We start from the raw sequence: 13,217 nt of genomic DNA, 5'->3' as shown, positions 1-13,217 counted from the left end.
TGGTTAAAATCGACTGGACTTTAACCAGAGGGTGGGTAAAAATACCAGGAAAATAATTTTTCAGGACAATGCCCCTTCCCATCCGTCTTTTGGCACCCCGGAGTGGATCATTGCGGGCATGGACAGGGGTGAGGCCTATTTTTTGGGGCAGATGGGGGACCAGGCCGTGGGATGTGTGGCATACGAGAGCCCTGAGCCGGAGATTGCCTACCTGAACCGTCTGGCTGTTTTACCCGGGTTTCAGAATAAAGGCGTTGGCAAAAAACTGGTCTCCCATGTTATTGATAGGGCCCGAAAAGATGAGAAAAAACAGGTCAGTATCGGTATTATCAAGGCCCATAAATCGTTAAAAAACTGGTATCTTTCTCTGGGATTTGAGATTTCAGGCACCAAGGTTTTTGACCATCTTCCCTTTGATGTGCTTTTCATGACCCTGGATCTAAACGCCCGGTGATTGGACCTGCCTGGTGCAGGGCGGATGTTTTTAACCTTGTTTTTTATGGGCCATTTTGGAGATAAATTAAACATTCATTCAGAGATTAAAAGGAAAACCAGATGAATGGAAAAATAAGAGTGCTGATCACCCGTGATTTTCCCGGGGCCGGCCTAGAAATTCTGGACCGGAACGGCTTTGACCTGGATCCATGGGAAAAGGACAGACCCATGACTCCCCGGGAGTTGGTATCACGGGCCAAAAATTGCCAGGCCATGGTCTGCACCCTGACAGAGAAAATTGACAAGGCCTTTATCACTGCCAATCCCCAGCTTGAGATGATTTCCCAGTTTGCCGTGGGGTTTGACAATATTGATGTGGATTTTGCCACAAAGGCTAAGATTCCCGTGGGATTCACTCCGGATACCATGACAGAGGCCACGGCTGACATTGCCTTTGGCCTCATGATTGCCACGGCCAGGAAAATGTTTTTTCTCCATAAAAAAATTTTAAGGGGGGAATGGGGTTTTTTCAGGCCCAGGGCCAATCTTGGCATGGAACTTCGGAATAAGACCCTGGGGATTTTCGGCATGGGCAGGATCGGGATGCAAATGGCCCGGCTCTGCAAGGCAGCCTACGATATGAAGGTGATCTACCATAACCGGTCCAGGAATATGGAGGCAGAAAATCTGCTCAACGCCCAATGGGTTGAATTTGACACCCTTGCGGCCCAAAGTGATGTGGTTTCTGTCCATTCAGTGCTCAGCCCTGAAACCCGGGGCATTTTTAATGGACAGGCCTTTGCCCGGATGAAGTCCTCTGCCATTTTTATCAACACGGCCCGGGGCCCGATTCATAATGAGGCAGATCTTTTACAGGCCCTGGAATTAAAGGAGGTCTGGGGGGCGGGGCTGGATGTCACCGATACCGAGCCCATGGACAGGGGCAATCCACTGCTCTCCATGGAAAATGTCTGCATCCTTCCCCATGTGGGTTCTGCCACCCAGGAGGCCAGGGACAATATGTCCGTTCGGGCGGCAGAAAATATTGTTGAATTTTATAGAACAGGCCGGGTTCCCTTTTTGGTCAATCCCCGGGTGTTTGATTGATCTGGCCGGCATTGAATTTTACGGGAGCCTTTGCCCTTCAGCAGCAATTTCTTGTTGATCATACCACCCGGATCCCACCCTCCTTCGGCCTCGAAAAATTGTCTGGCAGCATCCGGGATATGGCAGGACTCAATCCCCATTACACGGATAAGAACATTGCCTTTAATGTGAAACAGGTTCCTCGGGCAAGAGATCCCCGGGAGAAACCCGTTGACACCATAGTCCGCCTATGTGAATTTACTCTTTTGTGAACCTGACCCGAGAAATGCAGCTGGAACTGATAGAAAGGACATAATACAGCCTATGAAAGACTCACACCTGGGTCTTGAACTCAAGGGCAATTTACTTAATGACGGCCTGGGCAGTTGATTAAGACAGTCCAAAAACAGACTGGTGTTTGAATTTTCATTGTGCAAGGCTGTCCAGATGATTTCAATGGTATTGAAAGCCCCGGCAAAGGAGCCGGCAGGATCCCTGACCGTCGGTAAATACATGGTTGACCGGGGCCTCAAAGGGATATTCGTCTTTACTCCGCCTTTTTGCGGCAGAGCGAAAGTTCATAGAATAAAAAAAGAGAACCTATAAAAAACCATGCAGCCAAAAGAACTCCCAGCTGCCACAGATGCCCGCGCCACCCAGTATCCATATCCATGCCCAGGTCTGCCCCCGGGGTCAAATTTACCGGAGCAATGGGCAGATGATACGCAGCTGCGAGGCGTTCTATATTGATTAGATGGATAACGGGTACGCCCGCTTCAAACATGCGGAAGATGGTTCCCCTCTGAGGGCTTGAACTATCAGGAATCCGCTTGATCAATCCATTGTCCAGCAGGGCTGCCTCGCTTACCCAGCCCATGGACATGACATTGCCGCCCACATTGATGAAGGCCTTGGGCAGTCCCCCTGTTGTATATAAATCCATGCGGCGTTTCACATCGAAGACCACGGTACGGGGTGTGCCTTCCCGAAGATACCTGGCCCCGTGCCGCATAATGGCCGCTTCCCCTGCCTCTATGCTGGTTTCATCAATTCCTCCCCCAGTATCCATGATGCCGCCAAGAGAGGCGTAACAACTACGGGTACGGATCAGTCCCTTGTCAAACAGCCGGGACTCCATATCCAGCCAGGTAAAGCCGGGAATATTGGCCCCGTAACAGGAAGCCCCAACGGAACTGATGATGAAAGTGTTCAGGTTCAGCACGTCGCAGGCGCAATGGGTTGCCAGGTTAAGGGCGGGAAAGGAGCCGGAAAAGGAGAGGGCCACCCGGTCCCTTTTTTTTATCCCTGCCTGCTTGAGCCACACAACCAGAAGTCCTGCAAATTGTGGATTAAGGGAAGTCTGTTTGGCGCGTAAATCCCCCAGGGTGCTTGTAATGTCCGAATAATCAACACCAATGAGGCCTGACAGGGCAGGATCGAGTTTCGGTTCCAGGGGGATGCCCATGCTCTGGCGCATGGCTTTCAATTCTTTTATTCCCTTTTCCATTTGCCTGATGGCCTTTCCGGCATCTGCGTCTAACACGACAGGAGGGGTCAGCAAATATACGGCAAACGTCAAAATAATAGAGGTAAGCCCCATAAAAAAAATTACCCAGAGGCACTTGGGGCCGGGTTTCTTCGCCCAGAGGGGAGATTTCATCAAATCCGCATCCATTCTATCCCCCTCAGCGAAAGAAAGACCAGGCAGGAAAGAACCAGAAGCGACAACAATGTCAGCCCTACTCCCTGGCGATCCATTTCATGGGCCACTAACCCGGGGATGATGTACCCAACCACTTCCACCCTGCCCTGGGCCAGTTCCGTGCCCATGACCATGGCCCCCACACTCCATTGCAGTGCAAAGGCCACCAGAACGCTGAGAATGAAACGGCGCCGCCCGTAAAGGATGGTGACAAAAGAAAGAAGGCGCACCGCAATCATGCTAGCCAGGGCTGTCAGCAGGCAGAGAGCAATAGCCCAGGGCTGGTCAAAGGCCAGGGCAAAATAGCCTGGAGCGATAAGACCGCCGGCAACAAGTCCTGTCCACTCTAAAAAGAAAAAACCATAGACAAGACCAATGGCAATGGCTTCAATCAGCATGTTTATCTTCTAAATTCTGTTTTGCACCCTGATCAGGGACAGGGGGGAAAATAGTCGGATTCTGTACAGCCTTCCGCCATTGTTCACCATAGCCGTGGAAATTACCCAAAGCGACTATTGTCATGCCTTTTTTGCCTTGGTTCAGGGCTTTTTTGTCCATGGTTTTTAAAAGATGATCCGGGGAAAGCCAGGGCCATGCCCGCAAAATTTTTTTGCGGTTAGGGTTGAGCAGACCGTGCACCAGGGCATATCCTGCATGGCTGCCCATAATCGCAACAGCGTTAAAACGGGAGTCGGACAGTATCCAGTTCATGAAATCCCGGGTGCGAAGGGGCCTGTCCCCCCGGGTGGCAATAAGCGCCACCCTTAAAAAATTTTCACCCCAAGAACAATCTTCCAGCAGCAATTGTGAAGAAACAAGGTCATTGGCCGAAAGAAAATCATAAATCCCTACCGGTATTCCCAAAATTTCTGTTTTAAAAGGAGGGGAAAGCTTTGAAAAACCCAGGGGGCCTTGGGGCTGGGATAATTTTTTTTTCAAAAGTACAGCGTCTGCCACAGCCTGGGCCAGCACCGTGACCTGTCTTGTGGGCAATGCTTTTAAAACAGAGCAGTCAATTTTTTTTCGGGTGGTCTCTTCTTTGAGAAAATCCGCTCCGGCTTCCTCTGCGGTAAAAAGTTTTCCCGAACACGGGATCATGTGTACCAGGGTCTGGAATACGCCTTTGCGACCTATCCCCATGGTTTCGGCATGGTCAGGCCGCATGTTTACGATAACCGCGTGGCTGGCCTGCAAAATTGTTTCAGAGAGGTACACGGTTTCAGGTTGCAGAGCTATGCCCTCCACCACAACGGCATCCGCCCCCATGGAAGCGGCTTTGTCCAGCATGCTGATATGCTCCTGTATGCGGGCAGGGCTGACTCTGGGTACAGGGATAATGGCACCATCCGGCAGGATATATTCCGGGCTGTCTCCTGTGGTTTTTGCAAGTATCGATAGGCCCTGGGAGCGCAGAATGGCTGCAAGTTCTCTGGTGATACTGCTCTTGCCCCTGGTGCCGTGTACATGGATGCGCACCGGCACCTTTGCGCGGTTGCGGTAAAGCTTTAAGCGCTCCAGCACAAGCTGGGTAATGACTAAAACAAAACAAATCCAATACAGCATAAGATCTCCCTGGAAGGTGCCCGTCCAAAAAGATTAGGATAGGCCGGGCACCTTTTATGGAGGCAAAAAAAAAGTCTTACCCCTGGGTTATCAGCCGCCATATACCTGGCAGGGCACGAAACCCGGGATCGGGCACACCTTGTTTCGGCAATGGGTTTAAGTAGTAACCCACACCGTTTTCCATGAGATCTTCATAGGAAGGAATTTTTTCAAACACAATCTGTTTTTCTGCCACCTCCTCCAAAGCAACACACATGGCCTGCAATTCTTGCATATTACGGCCAACCTGCATTTTCAGAGGGCTGCCGTTTTCCCAGGGCGTAAACAGATAACCCAGTTCTGCAGCCTTGTCATAGAAGGCATCAATGCCGTCCACGGGCAGATGTTCATCTGTGATACCGCGCATTTTGCCCTGGGTGGGGTTAACGGTTTCAGAGGTCACGGCCAGAAGATTCGGAAACATGTCCCCCATCTCAAGGTTGCTCAGCCCCCGAAAGGAATCGGGAGATACTTCCGCCCCAATGGCCAGGTCAGCCATCTGCATTTCAAGCGTCGCAATGGTAACCAGATCCTGGGCCCGGCGATGACCGCTAAGGGCGTTGACAAAGGGATATTCCGGCTGCCCTTCGTGCATGTCCACCTGCATGTCCACCTTTTCGGTGCGAACCAGCTGCTGGATGCCAAAGGCAACGCGCTCGGCAAAGGTGCCGTTCATACGGCCCGGGTAAGCGCGGTTGGGGTTGCGGAATTCCTCGCCGGAATATTTCTGCTTGCTGGGATACTGGATAAATACTTCCGGATCAGGCCAATGCTCGGCAGAGTTACCCAGGCGTGAGCCGTGACGGAACTTTCGCTTGCTGCCGTCCGGCAGAGAAAAGCTGATAAACTGAGGGTGGGCTTCCTGGGGGTAGTTGTTGGTAAAGCCTGTGTTGCTGGTGTGGGGCAGAACAATAACCCTGCCTGCGGCCACTTTACAATGTTCCACCAGTATCAGGGCCGCACCCCAGCCGCAGGGTTCGTCCGAGTGGGTTCCGCCAAGCACCAGAAATGTTCCCCCGGGCTTTTCCCCCTCCATGATAAAAACCCGGGTATCTCCCAGGGTTCCTTTCAGTTCCGGCAGGTAGTCACTGAGCCATTTAATCTGGGTCACGCCCGGACCGGGAATGATGGTGTCATCCTTCCACATCTTAACATAATTTATGGTCAGCAGAACACTTATGAGCACGGAGAGCGCAAGTATCCCCCAACCTGTTTTTTTATGGTTGATCGTCATGTTGCATCTCCCTTACTTGATGAAAAATAGTCGCATGAGAAAAGGAACAATGACGAAAATAGCCATAAGCTGTTCCCATATGTTTTTTGACTTCAATGCGTTGGATGTTACAAGGTAGAGAATGAACGCCGTCAGGGTCATCGCATGTAACTTTTATTAAGATTCGTCCTTACCCGGCTGGAATAGGTGAGGGGGATTCCGTTAAATCTTAAGCGGTCGTCCTGACCGCTTAAGAAGCGGAAATGATCGGACCTATGCCGTCCTGGCGGGCCGCTCATTTACGCCACTCCACCCCCTTCACCCTATCCCAGCCTGGCTCTCCTGGCTTGCTATAGTATATGAGCATCGAACAAAATTTTCCTAGACATCGCTGCACAGATACGATATATATGGCAATAAACACAAGGAGTTGCCAATGAACGAAAAAAAATCTCTTGAAACTTTTTTTGACAATATTCAGGACCCCAGACACCACAATAAGCTTCATAATTTAATTGATGTCGTCATCATCGCAATTTGTGCGGTAGTTGCTGGCGCAGACACTTATGAGCAAATTGAAAACTTTGGCAAAAAGAGAAAAAGGTGGTTGTCAAAATTTCTAAGCCTTCCCCATGGGATACCCTCCCATGACACCTTTGGCAGAATTTTTGAAAGGATGAACCCGAATGAATTTCAGAGCAGTTTTATGCACTGGGTTCAGTCGGTTGCAAAGATGACCAAAGGTCAAGTCATTGCAATCGACGGCAAAACTCTAAGGCGTTCACACGATACCTCCAATGATAAGAAAGCCATTCATATGATCAGTGCGTGGGCTTCGTCTAATAAAGTGGTTTTAGGGCAATTAAAAACCGAAGAAAAATCAAATGAAATTACGGCCATTCCAAATCTTTTAAAACTTTTAGATATCTCGGGCTGCATTATAACCATTGATGCCATGGGCACTCAAAAGAAAATCGCTGAAACCATAATAAACAAAGGGTGTGACTATGTCCTTGCCCTGAAAGAAAATCATAAAACCTTGCATGATGAAGCGGTACTTTTTTTCAATAAAATGGAAGAAATGAAAAATCAGGGGTACCAGTTTAATGAACAGACCAGTGTTGACGGAGGGCACGGTCGAGTCGAAACGCGCAGGGCTGTGATAACCTCTGATATTGATTGGTTTGAAGATAAAAAAAGTTGGAAAGGTTTGAAAAGTATTGGAATGATTGAATCCACCCGGGAAATGGACGGCCAGATCAGTCATGAAAAGCGATATTATATATCGAGCCTGGATAGCGACCCCAATATTTTTGGTAATGCTGTCAGGAGGCATTGGGGAATTGAAAATTCAGTGCATTGGGTATTGGATATTGCGTTCCCTGAAAGGGCGTTCAAAATTCTGTGTCAGTTGAATGAAAGCTGATATACTCAGCTAAATAAGGAGAACTGACATGACCGAAGAAAACACCGAATTTGATTTTCAAAAAGCCCTTAAAGGCATCCAGGAAGGTAAACCCTTCACAGGTAAGGGCGGCGTCCTTACATCATTAATCAAAAATCTTGCTGAAGCTGCTCTTGAAGGAGAGTTGGAGTCCCATCTTGGGCAGGAAGTTTCTGCCAACCGCCGTAATGGAAAAAGCAAAAAGACCATTAAATCCCTGGATGGTAAATTTGAGCTGGAAACCCCGCGTGACAGGGTCGGAACCTTCTCTCCACAGATCGTCAAAAAACATCAGACAACGCTCAGCGATGAAATTGAAAGAAAGATAATAGCCCTTTACGGCCTGGGCATGAGTTATAATGATATGGCTTCCCATTTACAGGAAATCTATGGACTTGAGATTTCAAATGCCACTCTGAGCACCATTACCGATAAAATCATCCATACCGTCAAAGAATGGCAGGCCAGGCCGTTGGAAAATGTGTACCCAATCATATGGCTTGATGCCATACATTATAAAGTACGAGAAAACGGAAAGGTCGGCAGCAAAGCCGTTTACACAATTCTTGGGGTGAATATCGAGGGCCGCAAAGAGGTTCTTGGGCTGTACATATCCGAGAATGAGGGTGCGAACTTCTGGCTGCAGGTGTTAACAGACCTTTCAAACCGAGGGGTAAAAGATATCCTGATTGCCTGTGTTGATGGTCTAAAAGGTTTTCCCGAGGCCATTGAGACCATATTCCCGGACACAGAAGTTCAACTCTGCGTAGTCCACCAGATCCGAAATTCATTGAAATACGTTGGTTCCAAAAATAAAAAGGAATTTATGGCAGATCTAAAACGTGTTTATAAAGCGGTCAATAAGGATCTGGCCGAAGAAGAACTGGATATCTTGGAAAATAAATGGAATGACAAATACCCGATTGTGATAAAATCCTGGCGGAACAACTGGGAACGCCTCAGTCATTTCTTTAAATATCCAGAAGAGATCCGACGGATAATATACACCACAAATACCATTGAGGCTGTGCATCGACAGTTTCGAAAACTGACCAAAACAAAGGGATCGTTTCCTAACCAGGACAGCCTGTTAAAGCTGCTTTACATGGGGATCCAGAACGCCAGTAAGAAATGGACAATGCCGGTTCAAAACTGGTCACTGACAATTTCCCAGTTGGCAATTTTCTTTGAAGGCCGGCTGGATAAAGAGCTGGGAATTTGATAGGGATTTATTTACAGATGGAAAAGATGGTTCCAGGAACTCCGCTCCAGCAAAAGCCAACTCCTCCGACGTGGCAGATTGAAGGCCCATTCTCGGACCTGGCTTTTACTTCCGCTGGCGCCGAGACAGATCCGGGAACCGAAACCGTGACACAGAATTCTGAACATTCCCAAACTATAGGCACTTTACAATATTTACATGCGTGAGCCCTGGCTTTCCACAGCCCCTGCTTGACAACCCCTGAAAAATGATTATATTAGCAAGCTATTGTAAATTTGTACCAAAGCGTATATCCAAGGAGTAAGAATGCCGATTTTTGAGTTTAAGTGCACCGAGTGTGAAGAGTTTTTTGAAGTCCTTGTCATGGGGTCAGGTGATGACAAGGAAATTAAATGTCCCAAATGCAAATCCCAGGAATTCCAGCGGGTGGTTTCCGCCACCAATTATGCCATGGGCGATTCGGGTCCCGGCGCAGGATCAAAGGGGGTTCATACCCAGGAGAGAACCTGTTCCAGCGGAACCTGCAAAACCTACACCGTACCGGGGGCAACCAAGGGGTAGGCTCCCATTGGCGTTCCCTGTTGCCAAATAAGTTTTATTGAATCGACTGGTTCTCCCTTCGGAGAGCATTTCCCTTATACCAAAGTGATCAGCGAACATACGGCAGCCCGCCTTAAGGAGGTTATATGGAAGAGACGGCAAAACTTATCATAGACGGAAAAGAGATCTTTCTGCCTGTTTTTACAGGGTCTGAAGGGGAAAAAGCCATTGACATCAGACGCCTCAGGCAGGAGACTGGCTGCATCACCTTTGATCCGGGTTACGGGAATACAGGTGCCTGTAAAAGCCAGATTACCTTTATGAACGGAGAACAGGGGATTCTCAGATACCGGGGGATTCCCATTGAGCAATTGGCAGAGCATTCCACCTTTGTGGAGACCGCTTTTTTGCTGATTACAGGCAAGTTGCCCACACGGGGGGAACTGACAAGAACCTCTGTTTACCTCAATGATTTTTCCGCCCTTCATGAAAACATGAAGTCTTTTTACCGGAATTATCCGTCCCGGTCTCATCCCATGGGGATCCTGGCCGCCATGGTCAATGCCATGAGAAGTTTTTATCCCGAACTCATAGACATTGAAGAGGAAATGGACAAAACCTTTTTGCGGATTATTTCCAAGATAAGAACCATGGCAGCCATGGCATATAAGATTTCCATCGGCCAGCGGGTGGTGTATCCGCGGCCTGATCTCTGCTATTGCACCAATTTTCTTAACATGATGTTTGACTCCAAAGTGGTGCCCTACCGCATTGATGATGATCTGGTCCGGGCCTTGAATGTGTTTTGGATTCTCCATGCCGATCATGAACAAAATTGTTCCACAACCGCCGTCAGGGTGGTCGGATCGGGCAAGGTCAATATTTATGCCGCAATTTCAGCCGGTATATCTGCCTTGTGGGGACCCCTTCATGGGGGGGCAAACCAGGCGGTGATTCAGATGCTCGAGAGAATCCAAAAAGAAGGACTTACCATTGAACAATGTATTGCCCGGGCCAAGGACAAGAACGATGAGTTCCGGCTCATGGGGTTTGGGCACCGGGTCTACAAGACATATGACCCCAGGGCCAAGATCATGAAAAAAATGTGTGATATTGTACTCTCCAAGGTCAGACGAAATGACCCCTTATTGGATATTGCAAGGCAGCTGGAAGAGGCCGCGCTTGAGGAATCTTATTTTAAAGATAAAAATCTGTATCCCAATGTGGACTTTTATTCGGGTATTGTACTCAGGGCCATGGGCATTCCCACCGATATGTTCACGGTCATGTTCGCCATTGGCCGCCTTCCCGGGTGGATCGCCCAGTGGAAAGAGGATATGGCGGATCCTGAGATGAAGATTTCCCGGCCCAGGCAGATCTATACCGGGGCCACTATCCATGACTATACCCCCATTGGACAGCGGAATGCCGGCCAGGAGTTCTGATCGGTATTTGCGGAGGAAAAATGGTTGAAATCATTGCCCACCGGGGGGCCAGGAGCCTTGCCCCGGAAAATACCCTGGCAGCAGCCCGCCTGGCACACAAGATCGGTGCCCATGGTTGGGAAACCGATGTTTCCCTGACCCGGGAGGGCGGTTTGGTGCTATTTCATGACCCAGTGCTGACCCGGTGCACCAATGCCCCTGAGGTGCTGGGGTATGACCCGGATCATCCGGAAAAAACCTTCTGGCCCGGTCTGCCTGCGCAGACCATAGACCGGTTGGACTCCCATACCCTGGCAGATCTTGAAATTCTGGATGCCGGGAGCTATTTTGAAAAGAATAATCCCTTTTCAACGGTTGAGGCAATCGATCCAAAGGATTTGGCAGCTTTTAAGGGAGAATCCATCCCCACTCTTTTTGAGGGACTGATGCTGACCCGAAAGCTGAACTGGAAAGTCAATCTGGAACTCAAGGATCATGGGAATGATCCTCAATTATACTATACAGCCTCCCATACCCTGGCAGAACTGGCAAGGGCGGGCATGGATATCTAAAAAGTGGCGATATCTTCTTTTAACCACCAATGGATCAGATGGGTAAAAGAACGAATGCCAAATATTGAAACTCATGTCCTTGTGGGAGATGATGATGATATCCCCTTGGATTTTTCAGCGCCTGAGTTTACCTCTGAAGAGTTTCCGGTTCTCAATATCAATGCAAAACTGATCACTCCCCAGGAGCTTAAAACGCTTAAAAAACGGGGGAAGCGAGTGAACCTTTTTACCGTAAACGACCCCCATGATTATATGCGGTTTGTCAATGTCGGGGCTGACGGTATTATCACTGATTTTCCCCAGCGGTTTCTTTGGTGAATTTTTCCAGGCGCAAAGGATGAGGTGTCTAAAAAAACGATTGTTTAAAGGCCATCATCTGTAAAAGGAACGAAATTCCCGGATGGTTTGGTCTATGCCGTCCTGATCCACATCAAGATGGGTGACCAGGCGAAGGTCTTGGGCCCGGTCTATCAGGATGCCTTTTGTTTCCATGTGATCGGCTAAAGCATCAATCTTGTCCCCGATGCAGGCAAAGAGAATATTGGTTTGAACCTCATTGGGATTCACTCCAATTTTTTCTATGTCGGACAATCCCTTGGCCAGCCTGAGTGCATTTTCATGATCCTCTGACAGGCGGTCAATATGGTGGTCCAGGGCGTAACTGCCCGCAGCGGCCAGAATTCCGGCCTGGCGCATTCCTCCCCCCAGCATTTTCCGCCATCTTCTTGCCTTGTTGATAAAGGCCTGGGGACCGCAGAGAACAGATCCCACAGGTGCGCCTAAGCCCTTGGACAGGCAGCAGGACACCGTATCAAAATGGCGGGTAATCTTTCTGACATCCACATCCAGTTTGACTGCGGCATTAAAGCCCCGGGCTCCGTCTAGGTGGAATCCAAGATCGTGGGAGGCCGCAAAACTGTGGGCAGCTTTAAGGTAATCCATGGGCAGAACCTTGCCGCTCTGGGTGTTTTCAAGGCAAAAAAGCCTAGTCCTGGCAAAATGAAAATCGTTGGGTTTGATAAATCGGGCCACCCGATCAAGATTCAGGCTGCCGTCTGCCTCAAATTCCAGGGGCTGGGGCTGGATACTACCCAGAACGGCAGCCCCTCCGCCTTCATATCTATAGGTATGGGCGGTTTGGCCCACGATATACTCATCCCCCCGTTGGCAGTGGGTCATCAGGGCCAGTAAATTGGATTGGGTACCGGATGAGCAGAACAGGGCGGCCTCTTTTGCCGTAATCCGGGCGGCTTTTTTTTCCAATTCATTGATGCTGGGGTCTTCTCCGTAGACATCATCCCCTGTTGGGGCAGCCATCATGGCTTCTTTCATCATGGGGACAGGCTGGGTAACAGTATCGCTTCTCAAATCAATCATGATTCATTCCATCCAGGATAAAATTTAAATTCAGAGGCTGCCGCGCTGGGGACGGCAGCTTTATTTTGTGGGCAATATATATCATGCCCGGGCCCTTGGGTTCCAGTTGCTTTATAATATGGAAGCCCTCGGGCAGCCATCCCTGGTCTTAAAACCTGGAGAACAGATGTTGACCTTTTTTATAAAGGTAAATTATTTTTTTGTATACACTTGCAGTGCTGTGTCATTTTTGTTGAATTGTAACCTTTTAGGTTTATGCCTTTTGTTTTTTAAGGAAAGCAAGGGGTAAGTTTCTGATTTTTTGGACTTCTCAAAAATCCGCAACAGAATGTAAACGGGTTTGTTAAAAAAAGATTAAAATAATCGTTGACACACAAATAAAATTAATGCATATTACGTCGGTCTTCACGGGATAACTCCTACGGGTTCTGCCGGGAAGATTTTTTTTGATCTTTGAAAATTGGTCAGTGAAGAAGAAAAGAGCAGGTCCGGCTTCGTTGGAAGCTGTGACCGCAAGTTTTAGTAAAAGGATTATAACTGGAGAGTTTGATCCTGGCTCAGAATGAACGCTGGCGGCGTGCTTAACACATGCAAGTCGAA

13 protein-coding genes and 1 rRNA gene (1 of these 14 only partly in view) are annotated in these 13,217 nt (G+C 48.7%); 9 read left to right on the top strand and 5 right to left on the bottom strand.

Translation table 11 applies throughout. The features are described 5' to 3' along the window. Positions 1–31 precede the first annotated feature (31 nt). On the top strand, positions 32–454 hold the full coding sequence (locus tag HUN05_01845) for a GNAT family N-acetyltransferase (GenBank protein ID WDP84055.1): 423 nt from the start codon (positions 32–34) through the stop codon (positions 452–454). A gap of 101 nt (positions 455–555) precedes the next feature. Then, positions 556–1,542: a D-glycerate dehydrogenase gene (locus tag HUN05_01840; GenBank protein ID WDP84054.1), complete on the top strand. Its 987-nt coding sequence runs from the start codon at positions 556–558 to the stop codon at positions 1,540–1,542. A 526-nt stretch (positions 1,543–2,068) separates the two neighbouring features. Here HUN05_01840 and pgsW read toward each other — a convergent pair. From pgsW to HUN05_01820, 4 genes are all read right to left on the bottom strand, one after another. Further along, positions 2,069–3,028 (bottom strand): poly-gamma-glutamate system protein, encoded by a 960-nt coding sequence (pgsW, locus tag HUN05_01835; GenBank protein ID WDP84053.1) that lies wholly within the window; start codon positions 3,026–3,028, stop codon positions 2,069–2,071. 152 nt (positions 3,029–3,180) lie between these two features. Next, positions 3,181–3,621 carry a poly-gamma-glutamate biosynthesis protein PgsC gene (gene pgsC / locus HUN05_01830; GenBank protein ID WDP84052.1) on the bottom strand — a complete coding sequence of 147 codons (441 nt, stop codon included), beginning with the start codon at positions 3,619–3,621 and terminating at the stop codon, positions 3,181–3,183. Further along, positions 3,611–4,786 (bottom strand): hypothetical protein, encoded by a 1,176-nt coding sequence (locus HUN05_01825; GenBank protein ID WDP84051.1) that lies wholly within the window; start codon positions 4,784–4,786, stop codon positions 3,611–3,613. The genes pgsC and HUN05_01825 overlap by 11 nt, the downstream gene beginning before the upstream one ends. Positions 4,787–4,862: 76 nt before the next feature. Then, entirely contained in the window at positions 4,863–6,059 is a 1,197-nt protein-coding gene (locus HUN05_01820; GenBank protein WDP84050.1) for a succinylglutamate desuccinylase, read from the bottom strand. A 415-nt stretch (positions 6,060–6,474) separates the two neighbouring features. On the opposite strand from HUN05_01820, the gene HUN05_01815 reads away from it, so the two are divergent. From HUN05_01815 to HUN05_01790, 6 genes are all read left to right on the top strand, one after another. Continuing rightward, the gene (locus HUN05_01815; protein ID WDP84049.1) at positions 6,475–7,464 is read left to right on the top strand and encodes an ISAs1 family transposase; all 990 of its coding nucleotides are present in this window, start codon (positions 6,475–6,477) and stop codon (positions 7,462–7,464) included. Positions 7,465–7,492: 28 nt separating this feature from the next. After that, on the top strand, positions 7,493–8,704 hold the full coding sequence (locus HUN05_01810; protein ID WDP84048.1) for an IS256 family transposase: 1,212 nt from the start codon (positions 7,493–7,495) through the stop codon (positions 8,702–8,704). Positions 8,705–9,010: 306 nt separating this feature from the next. Continuing rightward, positions 9,011–9,265, top strand: coding sequence for a zinc ribbon domain-containing protein (locus tag HUN05_01805; GenBank protein ID WDP84047.1), 255 nt, complete (start codon positions 9,011–9,013; stop codon positions 9,263–9,265). Positions 9,266–9,390: 125 nt separating this feature from the next. Next, positions 9,391–10,689, top strand: a complete 1,299-nt coding sequence (locus HUN05_01800; GenBank protein WDP84046.1) for a citrate synthase — start codon at positions 9,391–9,393, stop codon at positions 10,687–10,689. Between the two features lie 20 nt (positions 10,690–10,709). Then, a complete protein-coding gene (locus HUN05_01795) occupies positions 10,710–11,240 on the top strand; it encodes a hypothetical protein (protein WDP84045.1) in 531 nt (176 codons plus the stop codon). Positions 11,241–11,243: 3 nt separating this feature from the next. Continuing rightward, positions 11,244–11,558 carry a glycerophosphodiester phosphodiesterase gene (locus tag HUN05_01790; protein WDP84044.1) on the top strand — a complete coding sequence of 105 codons (315 nt, stop codon included), beginning with the start codon at positions 11,244–11,246 and terminating at the stop codon, positions 11,556–11,558. A gap of 54 nt (positions 11,559–11,612) precedes the next feature. Here HUN05_01790 and ltaE read toward each other — a convergent pair whose 3' ends face one another. Then, positions 11,613–12,617 carry a low-specificity L-threonine aldolase gene (ltaE, locus tag HUN05_01785; GenBank protein WDP84043.1) on the bottom strand — a complete coding sequence of 335 codons (1,005 nt, stop codon included), beginning with the start codon at positions 12,615–12,617 and terminating at the stop codon, positions 11,613–11,615. Positions 12,618–13,151: 534 nt separating this feature from the next. Here ltaE and HUN05_01780 point away from each other — a divergent pair. Next, positions 13,152–13,217, top strand: a 16S ribosomal RNA gene (locus HUN05_01780) (it continues 1,496 nt past the right edge of the window).

Source organism: Desulfobacter sp., assembly GCA_028768545.1.
Taxonomy (GTDB): domain Bacteria; phylum Desulfobacterota; class Desulfobacteria; order Desulfobacterales; family Desulfobacteraceae; genus Desulfobacter.
Note: the sequence above shows the minus strand (reverse complement) of the source record. Positions and strands in the feature narration are given on the sequence as shown.

Excerpts from the sequence above, each read along its gene's own strand:
- HUN05_01840 (WDP84054.1), top strand. The coding sequence starts at position 556 with ATGAATGGAAAAATAAGAGTGCTGATCACCCGTGATTTTCCCGGGGCC.
- pgsW (WDP84053.1), bottom strand. The coding sequence starts at position 3,028 with ATGGAAAAGGGAATAAAAGAATTGAAAGCCATGCGCCAGAGCATGGGC.
- pgsC (WDP84052.1), bottom strand. The coding sequence starts at position 3,621 with ATGCTGATTGAAGCCATTGCCATTGGTCTTGTCTATGGTTTTTTCTTT.
- HUN05_01825 (WDP84051.1), bottom strand. The coding sequence starts at position 4,786 with ATGCTGTATTGGATTTGTTTTGTTTTAGTCATTACCCAGCTTGTGCTG.
- HUN05_01820 (WDP84050.1), bottom strand. The coding sequence starts at position 6,059 with ATGACGATCAACCATAAAAAAACAGGTTGGGGGATACTTGCGCTCTCC.
- HUN05_01815 (WDP84049.1), top strand. The coding sequence starts at position 6,475 with ATGAACGAAAAAAAATCTCTTGAAACTTTTTTTGACAATATTCAGGAC.
- HUN05_01810 (WDP84048.1), top strand. The coding sequence starts at position 7,493 with ATGACCGAAGAAAACACCGAATTTGATTTTCAAAAAGCCCTTAAAGGC.
- HUN05_01805 (WDP84047.1), top strand. The coding sequence starts at position 9,011 with ATGCCGATTTTTGAGTTTAAGTGCACCGAGTGTGAAGAGTTTTTTGAA.
- HUN05_01800 (WDP84046.1), top strand. The coding sequence starts at position 9,391 with ATGGAAGAGACGGCAAAACTTATCATAGACGGAAAAGAGATCTTTCTG.
- HUN05_01795 (WDP84045.1), top strand. The coding sequence starts at position 10,710 with ATGGTTGAAATCATTGCCCACCGGGGGGCCAGGAGCCTTGCCCCGGAA.
- ltaE (WDP84043.1), bottom strand. The coding sequence starts at position 12,617 with ATGATTGATTTGAGAAGCGATACTGTTACCCAGCCTGTCCCCATGATG.